A 21,830-nucleotide genomic window follows, 5' to 3' on the forward strand; every position below is an offset into this window, starting at 1 on the left:
GGCATGCACCCAGATTTTCGCTCCACCACTGGTGCGTACCCCTGGAGACGGGGTTGATGCTTCGGCCTACTGGCGGGTAATGCCACTGCGTGTCGGATTTGAAATGCCACTGCATGCCGGGTTTGCCATGCGAATGTTTGTCGGAATTGACGCCAATATTCAGTGTGCTTGGTGGGCTGCTGTTCGGCGTCTGGATGGTCGCCACCAACGCCGCCTGGGGCTTGCACGGCGAGGAGGTGTTTTCGTCGCAGCGCATCGCGGACTTCAAATGCTTTCTACGCATGCGCTTCGAGGCGGATCGCTTGACGATCTACCCGCTAAAGATCGACAAGGTGTGCACACGCTGGAAGGTCGGTCCGGGCATCAAGACCCAGACGCAGAGTGGCCGGAGCTGGCGCTTGCGTGCCTTCCCTGGCAGTGGCCCGCGCTTCGTCCCCGCGGCAGATGAGCCGTACCCGGACCTCATCGAGTCGCCCATCGTTATCACCCGATCGACGCCAGGTCAACCATGAGCCTCATTGTTCGCATGGTCGGTGCGATGCGCAGCCCTTCCAAGTGAATACTCCGTAGCAACTCCCGCAGGAGAGTGGAATGCCAAAATTTCTAGCGACGCTGTTCGTTTTGATCTTTGTTGTTACCGGCGCGTTGGTCGTTGTCATAGATGATCAGCCGAAATTACTGCGGGAGAGCTACAAGACCATCATCTTCGGCAGCCACATGGCTGGATGGATGATTCTGGGGATGGTTTCGAACTATCTTTGGGATCTTTTTAAGTCCGGCAAGAGCTTGGCGGATATTCGTTTACCAAACTTGCTTCTCCCCGTCTTAGTCTCTCCAATCGTTTTTTTTGGCATATGGTCTATTTGGAAGGACCAGCATCAAGAGATCTCCTTCGCACTCAATCTTGTGGCCTTCCAGAATGGCTTCTTCTGGCAAGTGGTGCTGAGTAAGGTCGGTCCAGTAATACCTCCGACAGTTTCCGGGGTCGACGAAAAGCCCCCAGTCGGAGGCTAACCATTTTTCCCGCGCCTTAATCCTTTCAACTTTCTCAAGGGTGAACTCGATGACGCTTTCAATAAAACAACCATGGGACATACCTGATCTCGACCTGAATGGGTTCAAGTACAAGTTCCTTGCCGAGGGTGATTCCTGGTTTTCCATTGGAGAAAACCCGCCTTGGGCAACCAGCAATCTGCTTTCTGCAATGAGTCACGAGTTCAAAAAAAACAACCTTGTCATTAACTGCGCGCGTCAAGGCGATACGCTGTCGCGTATGCATCAAATGTGGCACGACAACAACTTTACTCGCTTACTGGATGCGCCATATTTGGGCTATTACTGGGACGCATTGTTGTTGTCGGCAGGGGGCAATGACCTGATTGACGCTTGCTTGGTAGACCCAGCTGAAACGGATCAAAGCAAACGTGTCTTGCTGCGCCCGAATGAAGTACCGAGGAACGCGACAGCTGACAACTACATTTCGGGTGGCGGCTGGCAGGCGTTCGAGGTTTACCTGCGCGCCAACTTTGCTGACCTCGTGAAACGCAGAAACAACGGCGTCAATTCAAAGGCCGCGCTGTTTCTGCATACCTATTCCCGCATCACCGTGCGCAATTCGCCCGCTGGTAATGCTTTGTTTCCGGTCGGACCATGGTTATTTACTGCTCTAAGCAAATACCAGGTGCCGCCCAAAGTTCGGCAATCCGTGGCGGATGCCCTGTTCATGCGCCTGAAAACCCTATTACTCAGTTTGGCCAATTCAGCAGAACGCATCTTTGTGTTTGACTCGCAAGACCCCGCCATCGGAGTCGTTCCTGCGCCACCTGGATCTAAGCGTGTCAGCAATGACTTCCAAAATGAAATTCACATGACGTCCTCAGGGTACAAAAAGGTGGCTACACCATTCGCGGCCTTTATAGAGAAAAATATCTGAAAAACTGCGCTGAGAGTATGACCATATTCGCCCTCATTTAGCTCGTGTGACGCCTGACATCACTCCACGGGATAGCCCTCGGAAGTCCGTGAATTCAGGCATTAGGCGGTTCTCTACTGACGGCTGGGCATCTGTTATCCATCAACCGCAAGGAGCACATCATGCCAATTCAGAACCCTCTGAAAAAAGGCTCCAGAGATCCATACGTCACCATTGCGCAGCAGCAGCTAATTGCATTGGGGTATGGCCTACCGCGCTTCGGTGCCGACGGTGAGTTGGGCGATGAGACCCTGTTCGCCTACGGGACCTTCCTTGTATCACAGGGCCTGCGTGCACCTACGGATGAGCGCCCCAAATCCATCACACCCGCCGGCACCGCAGCCTTAGACAAGGCCTTCGCGGCTTTAGCCCAGGGTGGATCTACCGCGAACATCATCGACGAGCGCCACAATCACCCGCATTCAGGACGCTCGGTATCCATGCCGTACCGGCCCTGGCCGAAGATCACGGCGGTGGTCCTGCATCAGACGGCGACCAAAATTGGCGAAAAGCCCGCTTCGTGGCATGGCGTGCCCATTCACTTCGGCATCACCCGCGCCGGCAAGATCATTCAACTTTATGACCTGACCGAGGTTTGCAACCACGCCAACGGCCTCAACCGGCCCAGTGTTGGTATCGAGATAGATGGATGGTATGCAGGCATCGAAGGGCGACCCGAAACGCTGTGGCAACCCAAAAACCTGTCCACTCCGAGGCAACCCATGAATTTTCCCACTGCGCAGGCTGAAGCTGCCATGACAATCGTGCAGTGGATCGTGAACGCAGTAGCAGCCAATGGAGGAAGGGTGACCCACATTCATCCACACCGCCAGTCCAGCAAGGACCGACAGTCTGATCCGGGCTCGCTGATCTGGCAGACCGTAGGCCTGTGGGCCCAAAACACGTTAGGGCTTTCGGACGGAGGCGCGGCATTCACCGTGGGTAATGGACGGACGATTCCCGAGGCCTGGGATGCTCGGTACACGGGCAATCGTTATTAACTTCTTCCAGAGAAACTCACCGTAGCTTATGGATCGCGCAGCGCGCGCGGTCCGTGGCGCCCGTTCGCCTCGGGTAAGCCTCAAGTTGGCGACATCATCGGCAGCTGGCGAGAGACACCAGCGACCTACGACGCTTATCTCAAAGCATCGAAGAACACCGAGGTACCGAGCCATTCGGATGTCGTCGTTGCAATCGGCCCGAAATTCGCCTGGGCGATTGGCAGCAACGTGAAGACCTCCGTCTACGCTAATGGCTATCAGCTCAGCGCTGATGGCGTCCTGTTGAAGAATCCGAGAATTAACCAGGCCCATGAACTCGTCGGCGAAGCGATTGTCTTGATGGATAACCGAGTCGTCGCGTAGCGAGACCCCCGCACCTTTCAAAGATGGAGTTCGAAGGTTTTGGATGCGCCAGAGATCCCGAGGCATATTTGCTTGACGCCGCAGAGAGTCACGGCAGGTTTGCACGGTTATCCGTTGCTCGGGCGCTCGTGTGTGGGGCCTTGAACATGCCGGCACCAACCCCTGCAACCCGCCCCTATGTTAATGATATGGATGCCCCTTACGGGTTTTCGCGTCACGAGATACGTGTCACTGCAGAATGCCGGCGAGCTGCTCTGGCCGAGTATTTCGCAATTAAGTAGAAGGTGCTCAACGGCTGGCGCGGGAAAACACGTAGTAAATTCCGCCGCGTATTAACTTCATCTCTCATATGCTCGGGTGGTTTCAAATTTCTGGCCACCGAACGCTGGCCGCAGGCTGATAAAAAAACGGGAGGACCACATGAGTGATCTACGCGCAGCGCATCGTGACGCCAGCTGGTATCGCAACCCCAGCTCGTACGGATCAGAAGTGAAATATCACGTCCTGGTTGATTCGCTGGAAAACCACACACAATCGGCCTGGCAGGTTGCAGCGTCTTCACGTTCAACTCGCATCAGGGGATGGATGCGACCATCCCGGCTGCTTCAGTCCAACACCCAATGCGGTGTATGCACCCCGGTTTTTGCGTTCGATGGCCAACAGAGACGCCAATCCGCGCACGCGGACAGCCTCAGCTTTGGTAGTGTGGTTGTTCTGATGCATCTGAATATTTCATAGAACCCAGCGAGACTAAAAATGCAAAAATTACTGCCCAACCACATCCCCGCGGCCATGGCCGTCCTCGCGGCCATGGCATTGAGTGGGTGCAGCTCATTCCCCGCCAGTGACAATCTCAAGCCCAATGTGCCCCCCGCCGCGCGGACTTCATTTGTGTCCACAGTGAAGACTACAGCCGGCCGAGATCCGGTGACGCTCGATACTGTTAAAGCATCCTTTGATACCCTGTATGCTGGCGTCAGATCTGAGTCCGACAACAAGGACAAACAGGATTGGAGTTACAAGGAAACAACTGCGACTGGGGGCGGGGCAGCAGCACTCGGCCAGCTCGCTTCAAAAGCTGGTCTTCTGAACACCGGATTGGCCGTTGCCATGGTGGGCTTGTCGATGGACTCGTTTTACAAACCAGCGACCACCAAGGCAACGCACCTCAAAGCGGAGGACATGTTTCAGTGCCTTCAAAAGGAGTTCTTCTTTGTCAGTGAAGCAGATCGACTAATTGCGATCGGCGCTACTGAGGGCGGGGCTGACAAGGCGGCCACGGCCATTCGCGACAGCATAGAACAGGTCGACAGCGCAATCACTAGGTATCGGCTCGCCGTCCTCGCTCAAGGTCCGTCAATGCCGACCAACGACGATTTTTCAAGATTTGCAAAGCAATACGCAAAAGATGCAGTCCAGGCCGAGCATGCAGCCACAAATTCAGCCAACCTTCTTGCCCAAGCGACCAATGCACATGAGCTTGCCCTTACCAAGGTCAAAACCGAAAAGACGCAAACGGGAGGAGCGGTGGTGAAGAAGACAGATGCAGAGCTGAAAACTGAACTCGATGCTCTTGCGCAGGCCAACGCTGCTTTGAAGCAAGCACAGGCCAACGCGGCTGGGGCCAAGTTTATTCCGCTGGCTACGAACCTGGAGGCCTGCGTCAAGAAATTCACACCGTAGACAGCCGGAATAGACCTGGTGAACCGAAAATTCGCAACACAAGGTTAAGCTGTTTCTCCTCGCAAGCTACAGCCTTGCAATCTCAGCCCGTACCCACATGCTCATCATCCTCAAGCAATCCATCTTTGACTTGTTTGTCTATAAATTTCACCGTTTCTTCCACTAGTTGAGCAAGTTTCCTAACTTCATCCATGCTGACCGTGACAGAGTTGCTTTTCAGATCCTTGCCAACCGACGACATGTGGTCGTCAATGTCCGATATCGGGCAACCAATTTGAATAATTGGAAGTCAGGAGTCAGTCTAAACCGGACGTTGGTCTGCACCATGGGAATGGCTGCACCTAGCCTGTTTGCTACCGATTGTCGGTGCCGGCTTACCTGCAACCCACTCGCGGACCGGACCGCAGTCGTTCATAACCGGCTCTTGACAACCCAAAGCGGTCCATCAGGCTCCGTCCATAGTCACCAGGAAAGCGGCCCTCGAATGGCGTTCGACATGATCAGCAAGCAGGCAAGGCACCGGTGTCTGTCAGTCACTGTATCCGGCAGGCTTTGTGGAAATCTTTCAAGGCATGCCACAAGCCCCGAAATATCACACGAGGCGACTTTGCCTCAGTGATCGTTCCAGACCTTCACGACGTGCCGTCCATCCCGATCCACTTCGCGTTCCATCGTCCCTCGCGCACCGCTTCACGCATCAGCCGCTCCACGATGACGTAAACGTATTCCGATGCGCGGGTCTGCGCGAATACACGCGAGTTGCTCAGATAGACCGTGCGGCCCAGGCTTCCACCTTCCAGCGGTATGGCATCGAGCTTGCCGGTGCGCAAATGCTCATCCATCGCGCATGAGGGCAGGATGGAGAAGCCGATGCCCGCGACCACCGCTTCAATCAACAGGCGGGGCGCGTTGATTTCGGCCACCACGCGGGACTTGAGGTCCTGCTCGGCCAGCACGCGTTCAATCGCCTCCCGAATGCCGTTAGGCCGACTCAGCATCAGCCATGGCTTTTGCACTGCGTCGGCCAGCGTGCAGTCACGCAGCCCAGCCAGCGACTGGTAAGCGCCCACAAACAGCAGCGGCTCGTACACCACGGGTTTCATCAGCAGCCCGCCGTCGATCATGTTGTCAAACACCACGGCCAGGTCCAGTTTGCCCTCCGCCAGCATTTGCGCCAGCACAGAACTCGGCCCTTCCACCACTTCCAGTCGCACGGACGGCAGCGTCGTGGTGACTTCCTTCAGCAGGGCCAGGCCGATGACGGCAGTTACGGTCCAGGGCAGGCCAATGGTCACCGGGCCGGCGGGGCCGCCATCGGCCTGCGCGGCGATCAACTGCGTCGCGTCGATCTGCCGCAGGATGGCCTGCGCATGGCGGTATACCGCCGCGCCGGCTTCGGTGGCGATCACGCCGCGCACGCTGCGTGTCAGCAGCTGCACGCCCAGTTCTTCTTCCAGCTTGGAAACCTGCAGGCTCAGCGCGGGCTGCGCCACATGCAGCGACTGCGAGGCTCGCGTGATGCTGCCCAGGTCAACAATGCGCGCGAAGTACTTGAGCTGACGTAGTTCCAAGAGTTTGCCTTTAAGGGTTATCCCGGCATATCGGCGGCGTATGGCGGTAGCCGAAATCAGTATTTTTCACAGCAGCCGACTCTGCCTAGACTGGGCCCACAACACAAGGATGAGTGCCATGAGCGGAAATATTATTGTGTCACGCGAAGCCGGCGTGGCCACCATCACGATCAACAGTGAAGCTAAACGCAACGCCATGAGCCAGGCCATGTGGATCGCCATGGGCGACGCGCTTGAGCAGCTTTCCACCGAAACCGACCTGCGCTGCATCGTGTTGCGGGGCGCCGGCACCACGGCCTTCGGCAGCGGCGCCGACATTGATGAATTCGAAACCATCCGCGCCACCAAGGCGCAGGGCATCGCCTTCGGCAAGCACGGCCACCGCGCCATGCACGCCGTGCGCGACTGCCCCATTCCGACCGTCGCTGCCATACGCGGTGTGTGCGTGGGCGGCGGGCTGGAGCTGGCCGCCGGCTGTGACGTGCGCTTGACCAGCGACGATGGCCGTTTCGGCGTGCCCATCGGCAAACTTGGCGCGGTGCTGGCTTACCCTGAGTTGGCCAACCTGATCCGCGTGGCCGGTCCGGTTACCGCGCTGGAGCTGGTGCTCGAAGGCCGCGTGATCGATGCGGCCGAAGCCTATGTCAAGGGCATCGTCAGCCGTGTTGTCACCGTTGCCGGATTTGATGAAGAGCTCAAAAAAACGGTCAACCGCATCGTCGCCGGTGCGCCCCTGTCGGCACGCTGGCACAAGAAATTTACCGCCCGCCTACGCCGGCCCGAGCCACTGACTGAAGCTGAGCTCGATGAAGGCTATGCCTGCTTTGACACCTCTGATTTTGTCGAAGGCTATCAGGCCTTCATCACCAAACGCACCCCTGTTTTCTCCGGAAAGTAACCCACGACATGGCTGATTTCAATGCAACAAAAATGAAGGGCCCGTTGGCGGGCCTGCGAGTGGTCGAGCTGGCCCACGTGATGGCCGGCCCCGTCGGCGGGCTGATGCTGGCCGACATGGGCGCCGAGGTCATCAAGGTGGAAAAGCTGCCCGGCGGCGACGACACTCGCCGCACCACGCCGCCGCAAATCAAGGGCGAGTCCTCGTCCTTCATGATCCTGAACCGCAACAAGCGCGGCATCGCGGTCAACCTCAAAAGCGCTGGTGGCCTGGCCCTCATCAAACGCCTGATCGACAAGGCTGACATCGTGGTCGAAAACTACCGTCCCGGCACCATGGAAAAGCTGGGCCTGGGTTACGACGTGCTGCGTGTCACCAACCCAGGCCTGGTCTATTGCAAGATCACCGGCTTTGGCCTGACCGGCCCCTATGCGCAACGCGCAGGCTACGATTTGATCTCGCAAGGCATGTCGGGCCTGATGGGCCTGACCGGCGAAGGCCCGGGCCGCCCGCCTGTCAAGGTGGGCGTGCCGGTGGGCGACGTCACCGCCGGCATCCTGGCCGCCACCGGCGTGCTGGCCGCCTATATCGAGCGCCTGCGTTCCGGTGAAGGCCAGTACGTCGACACCTCGCTGCTGGAGGCTTCACTGATTCACACCTATTGGCAGGCCGCGCTGGTGTTTGCCACCGGCCAGTCGCCCGGCCCCATGGGCTCGGCTCATCCACTGGCAGCGCCCTACCAGGCCTTTCAGACCCGTGACGGCTGGCTCAACATCGGCGCCATGAGCCAAGCCACGTGGAGCGGCGTGGCCCAGGTGCTGGGACTGCCCTCGTTGCTGACCGACGAACGCTTTATCACCAACGGCGCGCGCATGGCCAATCGCGAAGCGCTGGTCGATACCATGTCGGCCGTCACCAAAACGAATGACACCGACCATTGGGTCAATTCCTTTGAAAAGGCCGGCGTGCCCGCAGGCCCGGTGAAAAACATGAAGCAGGTGCTTCAAGACCCGCAGACACTGGCCCGCGACATGGTGATCCAGGTCGATCACCCCATCGCCGGCGAGATTGATGCGCTGGGCCTGCCGATCAAGTTCTCGCACGGCAACGGCGTGACACGGCGCGGCGCGCCCCAGTACGGCGAACACACGGCCGAAGTCATGCGCGAACTGGGCTACAAGGACAGCGACATCGAGGACATGGTGCAGGCCAATGCGGTTCATGTGCATCGTGAAGCCACAGAGGTGATCGACGCCTGATCGACTTACTACTTGATCTGTTCACCGCTACCCTGACAAAAAACAAATAATTAAAACGGAGACAAGCATGATGACAACACTTTTCACGACACGTATCACAAGCACGTCTATTGCATGGCCAGCTCGCCGCTGGTTCGCCACTGTGCTCGCGACCGCAGCCTTGGGCCTGGCAGCGCCAGCGCACGCCGCCTGGCCTGAGCAGCCTATACGCATCGTTGTTCCTTCAGGCGCTGGCGGAAGTGCAGACGCGGTGGCACGCATGGTCGGTGAACGCTTGGGCAAGGTGATGGGCCAGCCTTTTGTCATCGAGAACAAGGGCGGCGGCGGCGGCAACATCGCCGCTGAAGTTGTATCCCGCGCAGCGCCTGACGGCTACACCCTGCTGCTGACGGGCAACAACCACACTATCAACGTCTCGCTCTTTGCCAAGCCGCCCTACAAGCTTGAAGACTTCGCGCCCGTCATTGAACTCACACGCGGCCCGTCCGTCTTTGTGGCCGCCACCAACGCACCTTTCACCACCCTGCGCGAACTTATCACCAAAGCCAAGGCTGCGCCCGGCACCATCGCCTACGGCGGCCCCGGCATTGGCCTGCCCAGCCACATCGCTTTTGAGCTGTTCCAGCGCGAAACCCAGATCAACCTGATTCATGTGCCCTACAAGGGCTCAGGCCCGTCCCTTGCCGACGCACTGGGTGGCCAGATCCCGCTGGTGTCGTCAACCCTGGCGGCCGCCATGCCAAACATCAAATCCGGCAAGCTGAAAGCCCTGGCCGTGACATCGGCCGAGCGCTGGCCCAGCCTGCCTGACGTGCCGACAGCCGCAGAAATCTTGGGCCCGTCCGCCACGCCCTACAGCCACCTGACCTGGCTCGGCATCCTCGCGCCCAAAGCCACGCCCCCCGGCATCGTCAGCCGCCTCAACTCAGAAATCAACAAGGTACTCAAAGACCCCGAGTTCAAGCTCAAGCTCGAGGCCATGGGCACCAACCCGGTAGGCGGCACCACGACGTCCTTCCAAAAAAGCCTGGATGAAGAGTTCTTGTCGTCACGGGCGCTGATACAGAGTGCGAAGCTGCGGGCAGACTGACGTCACCATCACCCGGATGAGCGTTTCCAAAAAAAGGGACACGCCACCTTAATTTTTCCAATACGCTGAACGACCTTGGCGTTCTCGCCGCGTTCAGGCGAAGGCGAAACGGATTGGGCCGCCCGATTGGCTTTTCAGCGTCGACTATCGGGCGGCCTGTACTACTCTTCGATCAGATTTCAGTCTGTTCGGAGATCTCCAAAGCGTCGTCGACCTCGATGCCGAGATACCGTACCGTCGACTCCAGCTTGGAATGCCCAAGTAGAAGCTGCACGGCGCGCAGATTCTTTGTGCGCCGATAGATCAACGTCACCTTAGTGCGCCGCATCGAGTGCGTGCCATAGTCTGCGGTATCAAGTCCAAGTTCCTCGACCCAGCCCTTGAGGATTCGGGCGTACTGCCGCGTTCCCAGGTGTGGCGAGTCGTGAATACGGCTGCGGAACAGGAAATCCTCGGACTTCAACCCCGCTTGTTTGATCCACTTCTGTACGGCTTCACGGGTCGCCAACGTGATTTCGAACTGCACTGGGCGTTGGGTCTTGCGCTGCATCACCACGGCGCGCGTTGCCACCTGGTCGCCGTGGCAGATGTCCCGGACCTTGAGGCTGACGAGGTCACAACCGCGCAGCTTGCTGTCGACTCCCAGGTTGAAGAGAGCAAGTTCGCGCGCGCGGCTTTGCATTTGCAGGCGAACTCGAATCGCCCAGATGTCTTTGAGTTTGAACGGAGCCTTCTGGCCGACGATCTTGCTCTTGTTCCATGGCTCGCGATGAACTGTGTTGGCAACGGATTCCATGATGGACTCCCATCAAGTTGAGGGCCACCGACGATGCATCGAAAAGAGGAACGAGTTATGTTGGTTCAACTGGCATTGCGCCACCGCGCGGCCCGTAGAAGCTGAACATTGGGCGGTTTGCGCCAATGGTTCCTCATGGCCGCACCTAGACGGGATGTCGGCATACGCGCTAGTTAATGCTGTTGTTTTGTACAGTACACTGAGCTAAGGCGGCAACTCTTGCGAAAGAGAACCCAATCACCCTATAGCCTGCACCGGGCGCCGCGCCCAAGGACCCGACTCAAAGTTTCCGTGACCGAATTCAAGGGCTTCATCCTCACCCGCCATTGGCGGGATGCTCCGGCTGGCACAGAAATCGAGTTCTGGCTGGCGACAGAAGCCGGGCCGAAGAAGGTGGTTATCGCCGCTCAGACCTCGGTAGCCTTCGTCCCGGCACGGCATCGGGAAGCGGTCGAGGCGCAGCTCGGTGCCTTTCCTCGTATGCAGCTCCGCCCGCTTGAGTTGCGGACCTTCCATCAGGAACCGGTCATCGGTGTCTACGCGACGCATTTTCGGCAACTTGGGAAACTAGCCCGCACCCTTCAGTCGCTGAAGATTCCGCTGTTAGAAGCCGATGTGCGCCCCCACGACCGCTACTTGATGGAGCGGTTCATCACCGCTGGTGTCCTCATCGAAGGAGGCCGCGCTGAAGGCTCGACAATCGTTGACTGCAGACTCAAGCCCGCATCCGACTATCGGCCGGTGCTGAAGGTCGTGTCGCTGGACATCGAGACCAGCCAGCACGAGGCGTTGTATTCGGTTGCGTTGGACGGGATGGCAGAACGCGTCGTGTTCATCCTCGGTGAGCCGCCGACTGAGGTGGGTGAACCTTTGGATTTCGCGCTCATCTACTGCCCGACACGTAAGGCAATGGTCGAGAACCTCAACGCCTGGTTCGAACGGAACGACCCTGACGTCATCCTCGGCTGGAACGTGATTCAGTTCGACCTACGGGTGCTTCAAAAGACGGCTGACGATTGCGGTGTGAGGCTCCTGCTGGGCCGAGGCCGCCAACCCATCCAGTGGCGTACCCATCCGGGCAAGCAAGGCTACCTTTTCGCGCCCACACCTGGCCGACTGGTCATCGACGGCATCGATGCACTGAAGGCAGCGGTGTGGAGTTTTCCTTCCTTCAGTTTGGAGAATGTCTCGCAGACGCTGTTGGGCGAGGGCAAGGCCATCGGGGACGCTTACGACAAGATGGCCGAGATTGAGCGTCGGTATCAGGAGGACAAACCAGCCCTGGCCGTCTACAACATCCGCGATTGCGAGTTGGTTCTGCGCATCTTCGAGAAAGCCAAGCTGTTGCAGTTCGTCATGGAGCGGGCCCAAACCACAGGCCTGCAGGCCGACCACTTCGGCGGCTCCATCGCTGCATTCAGCCACCACTACCTGCCGCGGATGCACCGCCAAGGCTACGTCGCGCCCAACGTGGGCGAGATAGAGACCAAAGCGTTCCCTGGTGGCTATGTCATGGACTCGAAGCCCGGGTTCTACGACTCAGTCGTGGTGCTGGACTACAAGAGCCTGTACCCATCGATTATCCGGACCTTCCTCGTTGACCCTGTGGGTCTTGCGGAAGGCATGAATCTGGCCGACGCAGCGATGGGCGTTTCCGGGCCCCAGGAGACCGTGTTCTCACGTGAGAGGCACTGCCTGCCGGAAATCGTGACGGCTCTTTCAAAGGCCCGCGATGAAGCCAAGCGGGTCAAGAACGAGCCTTTGTCGCAGGCCCTGAAGCTGCTCATGAACTCCTTTGCCGGGGTGCTGGGCGCCACTGAAAGCCGGTTTTTCAACCCCAAACTGGTTTCCGCTGTGACCTTGCGTGGGCACGAAATGATGAAGCTTACCCGGGCGTTCGTGGAGGACAGAGGGTATGAAACCATTTATGGCGATACCGACTCCATCTTCATCTGGCTCAAGCGAGCCCATACGGATGGCGAAGCGCATGCCGTTGCCGCGAAGCTGGTGCGAAACATCAACGCCTGGTGGACCCGTACGCTGCGCGAGGAGCAGGGTCTGGAGAACTTCCTGGAAATCGAGCTTGACACCCACTACAAGAAATTCTTCATGCCAACCATCCGGGGGTCGGAAGTGGGCAGCAAAAAGCGTTATGCGGGCCTGAGCGTGGCTGCAAATGGACAAGAGGAGATGGTTTATCGCGGCCTAGAGATGGCCCGCAGTGACTGGACCCCGTTAGCTCGCCAGTTTCAAGAAGGCTTGCTGACGCGCATCTTCCATGATGAGCCGCACCGCGCCTTCGTCACTGACTATGCGCAGTCGACGCTGGCTGGTGACAAGGATGACCTGCTCATCTACCGCAAGCGGTTGCGCCATCGCCTCGATGCCTACGAGGTCAACGTCCCGCCGCAAGTCCGCGCTGCGCGGATTGCCGACGAGCACAACGCGGCAGTCGGTCGGCCCAAGCAGTACCAGAACGGCGGGTGGATTCAATACGTCATGACCAGGGGCGGGCCGGAGCCGTTGGAGGTACGCCAGTCCGGCATCGACTATGAGCACTATCTGTCCAAGCAACTTCAGCCGATTGCGGATGCCATTCTTTTCCCCTTCGGCGAGAGCTTTATGGCGTTGACCACTTCCCAGCAAGACCTGTTTTAAGAGGGGAGTCGGCTTGGTTGGATACTACGCGGTCCCCCTCGGGGCCCGCTGCGCCAGAGCGGCTTAGGCTACAGTCGGCCAGAAGCGGACATTCTCGACTTCATCCGGCCAGACTGATAAGCCCTGAGTTGAACCTCCGGTGCGACACTCAGAGATGTTCGCTATGGCTCCGAGGGCGCTGCTCAAGCGCGGCGACCAGAGTTGAGCCTGCCTCGAGCAATTGCCGATTCGCTCACATTGGCGTAGCATCGCGGCTCCAGCAACTTGGCAAGAGGTGGCGCTATGAGAGTTCACGGTCGGAATTTACTTCGCCCGGGCGCTGCCGTCGGAATGTTACTGGCGACGTTGCTGGTCCCGGCGTTGGCTGCCGACTGCGATGGCACATTGGCCCTGGGCCTTGGCGGCGTCCGTCGAACTTGGCAGCTCACCGATGGGGGAATCGCCGCGTTCGCTAAGCTAAACATCAACATTGATGGCTATGCGCCGCCTATCACCCACGCAACGCCGAGGCAGGCGCCCTAATCCACCTGTGCAATGCTGGGCGGGTGTATCTGCCGGACGGCAACTCCTACGACGGGTCTGAGAGCAACGCGACGTGTACCGGGCGCTTCATGCAAGACGTGGGCCGTATCGGTGCAGCCGGTTGGAACAATCCGTCGGTCGGAGTCGTGAACTGGTACGGCATCCTCGGGCAAGGTTCAGTCAAGGTAAAAGGCCGGAAGATTGATGCCGTCGTGCCCATACTCCAGAAGGACGGCTCCGGTTTCTACGTGTCGCCTACCACGCTGGCCGACCGTTCGGTGGCTGACGAATCGGAGCAGTCACGCTACGTCAACCCGCTTCGGATTGCAGCTGCAGTCGCGCCACGCAGTCTTATCGCGCAAGGAGTGACTATGGGGACGTTCGGCGTCGCGTACAACATCAAGAAGCGCATTGCCGTGCCTTTCGTTGTTGGTGACGCTGGTCCGCGTATCGGCGAGGGTAGCGTCGCGCTGGCTCGGCTTGCAGCAGGCTTCCCGCTGAAGGACGACGTGACACGCACTGAGCGTTTTGTAGGCCAAGTTGACGCGCCAGATGTACTTTGGGTCTTTTTCAAGGATACAGCGGAGAGATTTGATAGCCACAACGAGGACGCTACTACGGCGAAGGCAAAGGCCGCGTATGAAGCATGGGGTGGTGACGCTCGATTGGCCCGTTGCGTTCAGCAGGTGCCACGCAACTAGCTCCGCGCCGACGGCTCTCCGGTCGACTCGAACGGCGCCGAGTCACCTCTTCCGAAAGTCGTAATCGGCTTTGCGACCCTCCTTACGAACGGACGTGGTCCTTGACGACCTCGGGCGGCGGACCCACGCCTCTGACTTGTATGAGCCCCGGCCGTCTTAGTGCCGAATGTACGCATTCGGGGCGGACCGGCGCCTCCCGGCCACTAGCGGACGTTGCCTGCAAGACATGGCACTCGCCGGGAGGCGGTAGATGCCCGTTTGTAATTCGAGTCTGACCCTGGCGATGGAAGTACGAGCTGCCCTTAAGCTCGCCGTGCCCGGAACGCTCGAAGCGCTCCTGGTATCGATGTTTGTCGAGGGCCCCGTGGTGTCCGGTTAGCTCAGGTGCTTGCCCACCAGCCCGGTCATCTCGAACATGGTGACTTCATCCTTTCCGAAGACGGCCTTGAGCTTGGCATCCGCCAAGATGTTTCGCTTGTTCTTCGGGTTTTGCAGGTTATTGGCCTTGATGTACTCCCACATGAGCTTCACAACTTCGGTGCGGGGTTGAGGCGTTGCACCAATCACAGCGGCCAGCTCGGCGCTGGGAGTGAGGGCACGGTTGAATGCGGTTTGCTTCTTGGGAGTGGTCATCTAAGGCTCATCATTTGAAACCACCATTCTAGGGTGCGCTTCCAATCCCTCTGTAACCGCCTGGCACCGCCTAGCACCGAGAATGCGGGGTCAGGCTTGTTGTCCAGAGCGGCAGGGTTTTCGATGACTGCTTTCCGCAGAATCCAAGGACAGCAACGGGCCCAGTCCAGCAGGAGTTACCATGACGAAAACGGCCAGGAGCGGCCATTCATTGAGATGCCCATGACAACCTCGTCGCCAGAAGAACCAACCGCATTAGAGTCGTTCTATATGGATTTCGACTGGTACGCGGGGCACGCTCGTTCTCTTGCGATGAGTCCCGAGGACTGCTGCACGGACCAAGGAAATTACCTAGTTGCGGGGGAACTCTTCTACTTCTTGCTGCAGCCGACTGGGCTAGTTAATGACCCGCTGGAGCAATTAACCACAGAGCAGAAGGGCGCAGTCAAGAGACTTCGGGACAGCGTAAGGTTAGTTCCGCCGGAGGCCCGGAGCGGTGGTCCGACTGCTGCTGAGTCGCTTGCAGATATGCGCCACCCGTCTTGGGAACTACCGCGGCGCCTCGCGAATGAGCTAATAGCTGTCTTGGCCCCTCTTACGACGGCGCGAGATGCCTACTATTCAATGGGAAAGCCGTAGCACTCCATGTAGCAGCGAGCGGCTGCTTCGGGCCCAAAGCCCTGGCAGAATGCTTGTTATCCAGTCGGCGACTGTCGGCCAAGACCGGACTTCGGCACCGAGCTTCCAAACAACTGCCATAGCTGCCCAAGGCGAACATGAGCATTCCTTCAAACATCGCAGTGTTCTGGGACGCTTTCTCAGCCGACGTTGGACATGATTGCTCCGACCGGTTCTTCGAGGCATTCCACTTCGATGACAACGAGGCCACCGCCGACGAGCTTGCCGGCCTCGTGCTTGCAGGCGTCAAGCGGGCCACCGCGGGGCTCCTCTGGTCTTTTGAGAGCGCTCGCGGTTCACCGCCAAAACCCGGCGCCCTCAGTGTTGTAACTTACTGGGATGGAAGGCCCGCCTGTGTCATCGAAACGCTGGAGGTCAAGGTGTTGCCGTTCGAGCAAGTCACAGCGGAGTTCGCGGCAGTCGAGGGTGAAGGAGATGGGTCCTTGGAGTACTGGCGCCGGGTGCACTGGGCGTACTTCGGCCGCGAGTGCGCGCGTCTGGGCCGAGAACCGAGCATGACCATGCCTGTTGCGTGCGAGCGCTTCAATGTAGTCTTTCGAGCCAATGCTTGAAGGGAGCACGTTGCAGCAAGGTGCACACCCACCGGCTTGAACCGGCCAGGAGCGGACATTTGCGGCGATGAATAAAGAAGTTCCACCAGGCCTTCGATTGCGATGCTTTACCGGCGATGGCGGACGTGGCCAACGCAGTGTTCTTGGCTGACAAGATGGGCTGGATTCGCACGCCGGAACACATACGTCGAGATTACGCCCGGTTCACTGACTTCGACCCGCTAGGCGACATCGTGATGGCCGAGCTCGACAGCCAGTTGGTGGGATACGTGCGCACCTCGCACTGGACCGACGAAAACGGCTGGCTGGCTCAGGCCCAGGTCGGCTTCGTCCATCCGGCCTTCCGGCGTCGCGGCATTGGCACCGAACTGCTGCGCTGGGTGGAAACACGACAGCGCGAGTTTGCGAGGGACCAAGGCGGTGTGTCCGTGCATCACGTCTTTGTGACCGAGGGCGAAGTCGGGCGCGTAGCAATGCTGCGCCGTGCCGGTTACGTTCCCGCTCGCCATTTCATGCTCATGGAGCGGCCCGCGCTCGACGACATACCCGACGTCCCCCTGCCCGAAGGCTTTGAGGTGCGTCCGGTGCATTCAGATCATTTGCGCCGAATCTTCGACGCCCACATGGAAGCGTTGCAGGGGCACTGGGGCGTCGCACCGCCCAAGCCAGGCGACTTCGAGCGCTGGACGACGCTGCCGACCTTCCAGCCGCATTTGTGGCAGGTCGCATGGCATATCGAGAGCGGTCGCGTGGCCGGGCAGGTGAAGCCCTTCATCAACGAAGAGCAGAACACGACGCAGAACCGCCGGCGCGGCGAGACAGAATTCATCAGCGTCGGCGCGCCATGGCGCCGGCGTGGCTTGGCGCGCGCGCTCATCGCGAGGGCCCTACATGCACAACGCGACGCTGGCATGAACGAATCCGTGCTGGGCGTGGATGCCGACAATGCACACGATGCCGCTCGACTTTACGAAAGCTGCGGCTTTTGCGTCGTTCAGCGCAACATGGTCCTGCGAAAGCCGGTGGATAGGTAGCACGGCGCCAATCGACCACCAGCCGGTACCTGTCTACCTGAGCAGACTTTTAATGCAACCAAAATTCATAGCGACGTTATCTTTTCGAGATTTTGCATGTCTCCCTGAAGAGGTGGAGTCATTAATTGGCTCACCCGCCTCGTTGTTAGTGGCCAGAGGTTCCTCTCGGCGTCCAGGGCAGACGCCCTTCACTAAGTCTGCAGCTTGTTGGTCGATAAACTTTGAGGATTCTGCTCGTTTGGACGAGATGATTCCTGCCTTGTTACAGAGCGTGGGGGGCGCTGAACATTTGGCATCCGTAAAACGTGTGGTTGCTCCCGAGTTTTTTCAAATCGACATCGCAATGTGGATTCTTGACTCAGAGGAGCAAGAGGGTGGGCACTTCACTAGAGAGACATTAGACATTCTTGCTGACCTAGGCGCCACATTGAGCTGTGGTTTTTACAGGCGACACGGCCTATCACAAGATGCCGATACTTGCCCAAATTGGATAAACCGAGAGTCTGCATAGGAGTTGACTCAAGGACTGCTTTGGGCCCAAAGCGGTCATCTATGCTCTAGAAAAGCAGTCACCCAACGTTGAAGTTGAGCTGCAGACCGAGGCTCGCCGAGGGCTGTCAGCTCGGACGACCGGTTAGGCCGGGCCACCGCACTGCGCGGCTTTGATCTTGCTTGCAGATGACTAAGCATAGCGATGCTGGGCAGCCCGTTCCAGTGGATCAGGCGCTACCGAATAGACGAGCAACACACGCGTTGCAGCCTTTCAGTGCAACGGCAACACCCAAGATGGACATCATCACCAGCAGAACCGACATTACGGCCAATGCAATGTTGGCGTCGGTCCATGCGCGCCACAGGAGAGCGCTGAACCCACAGATCCCCAAAATGGCAAGTCCAAGGAGTACCAGGCGCTTCCATGATCTCTCCGGCATGGGACCCCAAAAGCAAAGTGTGTTGACTGTCTTGCAATAGGTGCAGGGCATATGAGTTCTGGTTGTTGCACGGCCTAACTCTCATGTTTACCGTGGGTATGGGGGATAGGTCCCTGGAGTGAAGCACTTGCACTCTCTTGGGCCGGGTCGTGAGCCTGCAGTCATTGTTGCCGGATAGATATAGACCATATGGCCCTCCAGTCCGCGCGGCTTGCATTGGGTCGAACATTTTTGCTCGAAGGAAGGGAGCAACCACGAGGCGAGCAGACTAAATCCAATGAAGGCTCCAAATGCACCAGCAACCAGCCAGGCGCGCTGCGACCCGGTCGTCAGCCTCACGACGGATAACGTTGGCGCTGCCCGGAACACAGCAATGGCCGCGAAGCGGCCTCTCTTTGCTGTGTGTCCGCGCCGAGCAACCTGTTAAACCTGCTCATAGACCAATGCTCCATCGCGATATACCTTTGCTTCGTGGTAGGGGTAAATATGATTACCGCAATGCTCGGTAAAGACGCCGATGGCCTTCTTCGCTTCACTTGCAATGTATATCGCGTGATTGAACTGCACTGCTGACCCATCCATCAACTCTATACGAAGCGTCCCACCAGGGAATGCGAACCATGGGCGAATTCGCTGCCCAATATCTTCTACGCTTCTTCCAAAAAAGGCGGCGAGTTCTGAGGCCCATTCGATTTCAAGTTGTTGAGCCAATGCAGGAACTGGGTACATGCGGTTTAACGTTGGAGGCCAGCGGCACGCAGCAACTGCCGCGCAGCGGCAACCTGCCGCTGTGTGTCCGTCTGGGCCGAAAGGTTAAGACTCATGGCGAGGTTCCTCTGTGGTTCAGCCATCCTGCCAGTGGCAGCGCGAGTGCAGCGGCAACATAAGCGAACGGAGCCCACATGGTACTGAAGCCAAAAATAACAACGTCTTGGACGCCAATGTAGTGCCCAAGCCATGACGACCCAGCCACCACAAACGCAAAAGCGATAGCTGCCGTGATGAAAATGAACATGACAGCCGTGACCCAGAAACGTCGCGTTCGTGGCTTTGGCCCACTTGAGTGCCATAGCCGCAACAATGCTAAGCCGATCACGACGGGCAAAAAAACGAGCCATGCGAACACTAGGACAAACTCAGTCGGATGCATCGAACAGCGCTTTGATTAGTTTTAACGTCGAAGTTGTGGGGCGGCGAAGCCGTCCCACACGAACGACCAGTTAAAAATCATGCGCCGCCCTTTACTGCGAGGATGGCAGTAAGCAAGACTGCGACACCCAGCGGCAAAAGCAACATGCGCTGAATACGTGCGGAGAGTTCCTTGCGGCCAAGCCAAGCGAGCAAAGGCAGGAAAAACCAAGCTGGAGATCCGTAAACCAACCCCATAGACGTGCCAACCAATAACTCGGCGCGCCGCGGGTCCGACGGTACGCTGCTCCACCACTGGACTCCGTAATAGGCAATGACGATGCAAGCGATAAGTCCCCACGAGAATGCGATGGCTCGAATGGCGAACATGACTTTTAACGTTTGACATGAGCGGCTGCTGGAGGGCGCAGCCCGGAAACAGTCCGCTCGATGGAAGGGTTGGGCGTCACGTGGCCACGCGCGACGGTGTTTGACGGCTGCGCATACGCAATTGCAAGAACGAAAAGTGCGCAGCGCCAAGAGCCGGCAGTCCGATGAATAGGCTCACGGCGGCCAGCGGCATGGTACCGTAGAAGCCCACTAGACCAACCGTTGCACCAAAAACACCGAGCCAAAACCGTAGGCCGAACGAATAGGGAAGCGATAGCGTGGTCTTGACGGCGAGGTGCCAGAACTCGACGACGGCCCAAGCGCACCCTGCAAGTTGCAGTAGTCCGAGACTTCCAGTTGCGGGAGCCTGCATGAGCGTGGCGATTCCGAGGCCGAACATAACGGGGAAGCCGTAGACCACCGCGGCAGTGCTGGCACCGCCAAGGGCAAGCGATTCGAGAGCAAGTAGCGCGACTCTGAACTTCATGACGCCCAACGTAATATAGGCCGCAAAGTACTGCGGTATAACGTGACAACTTTAGGCACAAAAACTGGCATTGACGCCTATCCCACTTAAATAATTTGCTCTATTAAAAATAGCGAGAAACCCCGCAGCATCGTAGCTTTCGCGCCACGGGGCGTCAACCCGAAAACTGGGGTGAGCGGCAGCTTTGTGGGGAATTCGTGAATGGCCGGTTGTGGCCGAATGCAGCCCATCGAAGGTGCATCGCGATCGTTTTTCTCAGAAAGAAAACCATTGCCTTGGCGCACCACGCAAAGCTCGCAATGACACAGAAAGGAGCTCGCAGGCCCCTTCTCCTTTTTCACTTGCAACACGCGATCAATCCGCCTTGATCCCGTTGTCCTTCACCACCTTGGCCCAGGTGTCGATTTGTTTGTCGATAAAGACACGGGCCGACTCCGGCGAGCCGCCTACGATGCCTATGCCCTGGGCGCTGAGTTTTTTGGCGATCTCGGGATTTTTCAGCGCCTTGTTGACTTCCTCGTTCATGCGTTTGAGCACCTCGGGCGGCGTTTTGGCCGGCGCCAGGATGGCCCACCAGGCCGGGGCGTCAAAACCGGCAAATCCGCTTTCGGCCATGGTCGGCACGTTGGGCAAATCCGGCGAGCGCTGGCTGGTTGTCACGGCCAGCGGTCGCATGCGACCACTGTCGATGTGGGGTTTGGTCACAAACACCGAGGCGATGGACAGCGGCACATGGCCGGCTACGGCGTCTGTCATCAGCGGGCCGCCACCTTTGTAGGGCACATGTTGCCAGTCGACATTGCCGCTTTTGCTCAGCAGCGCCATCGCCAGGTGGCCCAGGCTGCCGGAGCCTATGCTGCCGTAGCTCACATTCTTTTTGGCTTTGGCGGCGGCCACCACATCGGCAAACGTTTTGTACTCCGAGCCTGAAAAAGTCGCCAGCACCATGGCCGAGGTGCCTATCAACGCCACCGGCGCCAGGTCCTTGCGCGTGTCAAACGGCAGGCCGGGGATCAGGCTGGGGTTGACGCCGTGGGTGTCGAAGACCACCGCAAAGGTGTAGCCGTCGGCCGGTGCTGCCGCCACCGCCGCCGTGCCTATGGCGCCCGACGCGCCGCCCTTGTTCTCGACAATGATGTTCTGGCCCAGTTGCTGCGACAACGGCTGCGCCAAAATGCGTGCGACCTGATCGACCGAGCCGCCGGGCGGAAACACCGCGACAAATTTGATCGGCTGTTTGGCCGGCCAGGCTTGTGCCATAGCGCTCAGGGAGGTGGCGCACAAGGCGGCTGCGGCCACATGCAAGGTGGCTCTAAAAATCCAGTGTTTCATGGCTCAAGTCCTGCGAACAAAGTGGCCGCCAGTATCGGCATCCCGCCGCCGGCACACCATTGCGGTTAACACTTAGCATGCTACCCATCGCTTTGCGCGACAGCGGCTTGTATCGGTTTCGCGCAAAATC

21 protein-coding genes are annotated in these 21,830 nt (G+C 58.5%); 12 read left to right on the forward strand and 9 right to left on the reverse strand.

The window, feature by feature from the left end:
- Positions 1 to 137 precede the first annotated feature (137 nt).
- The 5 genes from ACHMXK_RS17990 (at position 138) to ACHMXK_RS18010 (ending at position 5,019) form a co-directional block, all read left to right on the forward strand.
- Entirely contained in the window at positions 138 to 512 is a 375-nt protein-coding gene (locus tag ACHMXK_RS17990) for a hypothetical protein (protein WP_397441883.1), read from the forward strand.
- A gap of 79 nt (positions 513 to 591) precedes the next feature.
- Positions 592 to 1,014, forward strand: a complete 423-nt coding sequence (locus ACHMXK_RS17995) for a hypothetical protein (RefSeq protein WP_397441884.1) — start codon at positions 592 to 594, stop codon at positions 1,012 to 1,014.
- Between the two features lie 49 nt (positions 1,015 to 1,063).
- Positions 1,064 to 1,933: a hypothetical protein gene (locus ACHMXK_RS18000; RefSeq protein WP_397441885.1), complete on the forward strand. Its 870-nt coding sequence runs from the start codon at positions 1,064 to 1,066 to the stop codon at positions 1,931 to 1,933.
- A 161-nt stretch (positions 1,934 to 2,094) separates the two neighbouring features.
- Positions 2,095 to 2,973 (forward strand): N-acetylmuramoyl-L-alanine amidase, encoded by an 879-nt coding sequence (locus tag ACHMXK_RS18005; protein ID WP_397441886.1) that lies wholly within the window; start codon positions 2,095 to 2,097, stop codon positions 2,971 to 2,973.
- 1,119 nt (positions 2,974 to 4,092) lie between these two features.
- Positions 4,093 to 5,019 carry a hypothetical protein gene (locus ACHMXK_RS18010; RefSeq protein ID WP_397441887.1) on the forward strand — a complete coding sequence of 309 codons (927 nt, stop codon included), beginning with the start codon at positions 4,093 to 4,095 and terminating at the stop codon, positions 5,017 to 5,019.
- An 82-nt stretch (positions 5,020 to 5,101) separates the two neighbouring features.
- Here the strand turns inward: ACHMXK_RS18010 and ACHMXK_RS18015 are convergent, their stop codons facing one another.
- Together ACHMXK_RS18015 and ACHMXK_RS18020 are read right to left on the reverse strand one after the other, a co-directional pair.
- Positions 5,102 to 5,260 (reverse strand): hypothetical protein, encoded by a 159-nt coding sequence (locus tag ACHMXK_RS18015; protein ID WP_397441888.1) that lies wholly within the window; start codon positions 5,258 to 5,260, stop codon positions 5,102 to 5,104.
- A 391-nt stretch (positions 5,261 to 5,651) separates the two neighbouring features.
- Positions 5,652 to 6,590 carry a LysR substrate-binding domain-containing protein gene (locus tag ACHMXK_RS18020; protein WP_397441889.1) on the reverse strand — a complete coding sequence of 313 codons (939 nt, stop codon included), beginning with the start codon at positions 6,588 to 6,590 and terminating at the stop codon, positions 5,652 to 5,654.
- A 118-nt stretch (positions 6,591 to 6,708) separates the two neighbouring features.
- Here ACHMXK_RS18020 and ACHMXK_RS18025 point away from each other — a divergent pair, with 118 nt between their 5' ends.
- From ACHMXK_RS18025 to ACHMXK_RS18035, 3 genes are all read left to right on the forward strand, one after another.
- Positions 6,709 to 7,488, forward strand: a complete 780-nt coding sequence (locus ACHMXK_RS18025; RefSeq protein WP_397441890.1) for an enoyl-CoA hydratase-related protein — start codon at positions 6,709 to 6,711, stop codon at positions 7,486 to 7,488.
- Positions 7,489 to 7,496: 8 nt separating this feature from the next.
- Positions 7,497 to 8,747: a CaiB/BaiF CoA transferase family protein gene (locus tag ACHMXK_RS18030; RefSeq protein ID WP_397441891.1), complete on the forward strand. Its 1,251-nt coding sequence runs from the start codon at positions 7,497 to 7,499 to the stop codon at positions 8,745 to 8,747.
- A gap of 67 nt (positions 8,748 to 8,814) precedes the next feature.
- On the forward strand, positions 8,815 to 9,837 hold the full coding sequence (locus tag ACHMXK_RS18035) for a tripartite tricarboxylate transporter substrate binding protein (protein WP_397441892.1): 1,023 nt from the start codon (positions 8,815 to 8,817) through the stop codon (positions 9,835 to 9,837).
- A gap of 172 nt (positions 9,838 to 10,009) precedes the next feature.
- On the opposite strand, the gene ACHMXK_RS18040 is transcribed toward ACHMXK_RS18035, so the two are convergent.
- Positions 10,010 to 10,633: a tyrosine-type recombinase/integrase gene (locus ACHMXK_RS18040; protein ID WP_397441893.1), complete on the reverse strand. Its 624-nt coding sequence runs from the start codon at positions 10,631 to 10,633 to the stop codon at positions 10,010 to 10,012.
- A 291-nt stretch (positions 10,634 to 10,924) separates the two neighbouring features.
- Here ACHMXK_RS18040 and ACHMXK_RS18045 point away from each other — a divergent pair, with 291 nt between their 5' ends.
- Together ACHMXK_RS18045 and ACHMXK_RS18050 are read left to right on the forward strand one after the other, a co-directional pair.
- On the forward strand, positions 10,925 to 13,291 hold the full coding sequence (locus ACHMXK_RS18045) for a DNA polymerase II (protein ID WP_397441895.1): 2,367 nt from the start codon (positions 10,925 to 10,927) through the stop codon (positions 13,289 to 13,291).
- Positions 13,292 to 13,902: 611 nt separating this feature from the next.
- Entirely contained in the window at positions 13,903 to 14,514 is a 612-nt protein-coding gene (locus ACHMXK_RS18050; protein WP_397441896.1) for a hypothetical protein, read from the forward strand.
- A 375-nt stretch (positions 14,515 to 14,889) separates the two neighbouring features.
- On the opposite strand, the gene ACHMXK_RS18055 is transcribed toward ACHMXK_RS18050, so the two are convergent.
- A complete protein-coding gene (locus ACHMXK_RS18055) occupies positions 14,890 to 15,147 on the reverse strand; it encodes an SWIB/MDM2 domain-containing protein (RefSeq protein ID WP_397441897.1) in 258 nt (85 codons plus the stop codon).
- 776 nt (positions 15,148 to 15,923) lie between these two features.
- On the opposite strand from ACHMXK_RS18055, the gene ACHMXK_RS18060 reads away from it, so the two are divergent.
- Together ACHMXK_RS18060 and ACHMXK_RS18065 are read left to right on the forward strand one after the other, a co-directional pair.
- Positions 15,924 to 16,397 (forward strand): ASCH domain-containing protein, encoded by a 474-nt coding sequence (locus ACHMXK_RS18060; protein ID WP_397441898.1) that lies wholly within the window; start codon positions 15,924 to 15,926, stop codon positions 16,395 to 16,397.
- Positions 16,398 to 16,513: 116 nt separating this feature from the next.
- Entirely contained in the window at positions 16,514 to 17,431 is a 918-nt protein-coding gene (locus ACHMXK_RS18065) for a GNAT family N-acetyltransferase (protein ID WP_397441899.1), read from the forward strand.
- 1,355 nt (positions 17,432 to 18,786) lie between these two features.
- On the opposite strand, the gene ACHMXK_RS18070 is transcribed toward ACHMXK_RS18065, so the two are convergent.
- The 5 genes from ACHMXK_RS18070 to ACHMXK_RS18090 all read right to left on the reverse strand — a co-directional run bounded on the left by ACHMXK_RS18070 (position 18,787) and on the right by ACHMXK_RS18090 (position 21,700).
- Complete coding sequence (locus ACHMXK_RS18070; protein WP_397441900.1) at positions 18,787 to 19,092, reverse strand: hypothetical protein; 306 nt, start codon at positions 19,090 to 19,092, stop codon at positions 18,787 to 18,789.
- A gap of 498 nt (positions 19,093 to 19,590) precedes the next feature.
- Positions 19,591 to 19,881 (reverse strand): hypothetical protein, encoded by a 291-nt coding sequence (locus ACHMXK_RS18075; protein ID WP_397441901.1) that lies wholly within the window; start codon positions 19,879 to 19,881, stop codon positions 19,591 to 19,593.
- A gap of 76 nt (positions 19,882 to 19,957) precedes the next feature.
- The gene (locus tag ACHMXK_RS18080) at positions 19,958 to 20,368 is read right to left on the reverse strand and encodes a hypothetical protein (RefSeq protein WP_397441902.1); all 411 of its coding nucleotides are present in this window, start codon (positions 20,366 to 20,368) and stop codon (positions 19,958 to 19,960) included.
- 86 nt (positions 20,369 to 20,454) lie between these two features.
- On the reverse strand, positions 20,455 to 20,718 hold the full coding sequence (locus ACHMXK_RS18085; protein WP_397441903.1) for a hypothetical protein: 264 nt from the start codon (positions 20,716 to 20,718) through the stop codon (positions 20,455 to 20,457).
- A 4-nt stretch (positions 20,719 to 20,722) separates the two neighbouring features.
- The gene (locus tag ACHMXK_RS18090; protein ID WP_397441904.1) at positions 20,723 to 21,700 is read right to left on the reverse strand and encodes a tripartite tricarboxylate transporter substrate binding protein; all 978 of its coding nucleotides are present in this window, start codon (positions 21,698 to 21,700) and stop codon (positions 20,723 to 20,725) included.
- Between the last annotated feature and the right edge of the window lie 130 nt (positions 21,701 to 21,830).

The organism is Polaromonas sp. UC242_47, from assembly GCF_044452385.1.
GTDB lineage: Bacteria > Pseudomonadota > Gammaproteobacteria > Burkholderiales > Burkholderiaceae_C > Polaromonas.

Coding starts and splice junctions, on each gene's coding strand:
- ACHMXK_RS18075 (WP_397441901.1), bottom strand. CDS start 19,881: ATGTTCGCCATTCGAGCCATCGCATTCTCGTGGGGACTTATCGCTTGC.
- ACHMXK_RS18055 (WP_397441897.1), bottom strand. CDS start 15,147: ATGACCACTCCCAAGAAGCAAACCGCATTCAACCGTGCCCTCACTCCC.
- ACHMXK_RS18010 (WP_397441887.1), top strand. CDS start 4,093: ATGCAAAAATTACTGCCCAACCACATCCCCGCGGCCATGGCCGTCCTC.
- ACHMXK_RS18050 (WP_397441896.1), top strand. CDS start 13,903: ATGCAAGACGTGGGCCGTATCGGTGCAGCCGGTTGGAACAATCCGTCG.
- ACHMXK_RS18080 (WP_397441902.1), bottom strand. CDS start 20,368: ATGAAGTTCAGAGTCGCGCTACTTGCTCTCGAATCGCTTGCCCTTGGC.
- ACHMXK_RS18090 (WP_397441904.1), bottom strand. CDS start 21,700: ATGAAACACTGGATTTTTAGAGCCACCTTGCATGTGGCCGCAGCCGCC.
- ACHMXK_RS18030 (WP_397441891.1), top strand. CDS start 7,497: ATGGCTGATTTCAATGCAACAAAAATGAAGGGCCCGTTGGCGGGCCTG.
- ACHMXK_RS18065 (WP_397441899.1), top strand. CDS start 16,514: ATGGCGGACGTGGCCAACGCAGTGTTCTTGGCTGACAAGATGGGCTGG.
- ACHMXK_RS18040 (WP_397441893.1), bottom strand. CDS start 10,633: ATGGAATCCGTTGCCAACACAGTTCATCGCGAGCCATGGAACAAGAGC.
- ACHMXK_RS18005 (WP_397441886.1), top strand. CDS start 2,095: ATGCCAATTCAGAACCCTCTGAAAAAAGGCTCCAGAGATCCATACGTC.
- ACHMXK_RS18025 (WP_397441890.1), top strand. CDS start 6,709: ATGAGCGGAAATATTATTGTGTCACGCGAAGCCGGCGTGGCCACCATC.
- ACHMXK_RS18060 (WP_397441898.1), top strand. CDS start 15,924: ATGAGCATTCCTTCAAACATCGCAGTGTTCTGGGACGCTTTCTCAGCC.
- ACHMXK_RS17995 (WP_397441884.1), top strand. CDS start 592: ATGCCAAAATTTCTAGCGACGCTGTTCGTTTTGATCTTTGTTGTTACC.
- ACHMXK_RS18000 (WP_397441885.1), top strand. CDS start 1,064: ATGACGCTTTCAATAAAACAACCATGGGACATACCTGATCTCGACCTG.
- ACHMXK_RS18015 (WP_397441888.1), bottom strand. CDS start 5,260: ATGTCGTCGGTTGGCAAGGATCTGAAAAGCAACTCTGTCACGGTCAGC.
- ACHMXK_RS18070 (WP_397441900.1), bottom strand. CDS start 19,092: ATGTACCCAGTTCCTGCATTGGCTCAACAACTTGAAATCGAATGGGCC.
- ACHMXK_RS18035 (WP_397441892.1), top strand. CDS start 8,815: ATGATGACAACACTTTTCACGACACGTATCACAAGCACGTCTATTGCA.